The organism is Halomonas flagellata (assembly GCF_022487945.1).
Classification (GTDB): Bacteria; Pseudomonadota; Gammaproteobacteria; order Pseudomonadales; family Halomonadaceae; genus Halomonas; species Halomonas flagellata.
Window position 1 is genome coordinate 1 of the sequence record NZ_JAKVPY010000107.1, and the last position, 635, is coordinate 635.

1 protein-coding gene is annotated in these 635 nt (G+C 52.9%); it reads right to left on the reverse strand.

What is annotated here, in order from left to right; all coding sequences use genetic code 11:
- Positions 1 to 635 (reverse strand): TraB/TrbI/VirB10 family type IV secretion system protein (locus MKP05_RS21375; protein ID WP_240570146.1); only part of this gene is annotated, 635 nt, incomplete at both ends.

Here is a 635-nt window from a genome sequence, read left to right on the forward strand (position 1 = left end):
GTAATGATGCGAATCGGCGCACCGGCATGAATGGTGGCGGTTGGCACTACCTGGAGATATTTCTGAGCGATACTGTTCGACTGCTGACGCGCACCCTCACCGAAATTACCGGCGAAAGACTCATTACCGTCGCCCGTTCCTTCATAACTGGTCTTCGTCCCGATCAGGGCGTAGGCCGTGACACCGAGAATCTGAGCGGTAACGTGATAGTCCACTTCATCCGCTTCAACCGCTGGCGTACCCATACGATCAAGGACGCTGGCCTTCCGAAAATCGATACGCTTACCATCCGGCAGAACCAGCCAGCGCACAGTAAAGGCAAGGCGGTTTTGCAGCATTTCATTAACGTTGGAAGCCTTCACAACCTTGATTAACAACTGGCTTCCCTTCGGGGCCAGGATGTAGGATTTAGTGGCATCGTAAATGTCATTCGTGACCATCGCTTTCATCGTGCCGCCGGTATAGTCAGAAATAGCCGTATAGGTCGTGATAGCGTTGATTTCAGCACCAACCGGCAGCTTCACCTTTCCTTCAGTGCTGGCTTTATATTCGTTGTCTGCTGAGTAACCTACAATGTCCTCCGGTACAGTTGCGCCGCCCTGAGTACCGCCAAAATCGCCGCGCATACCTGAACC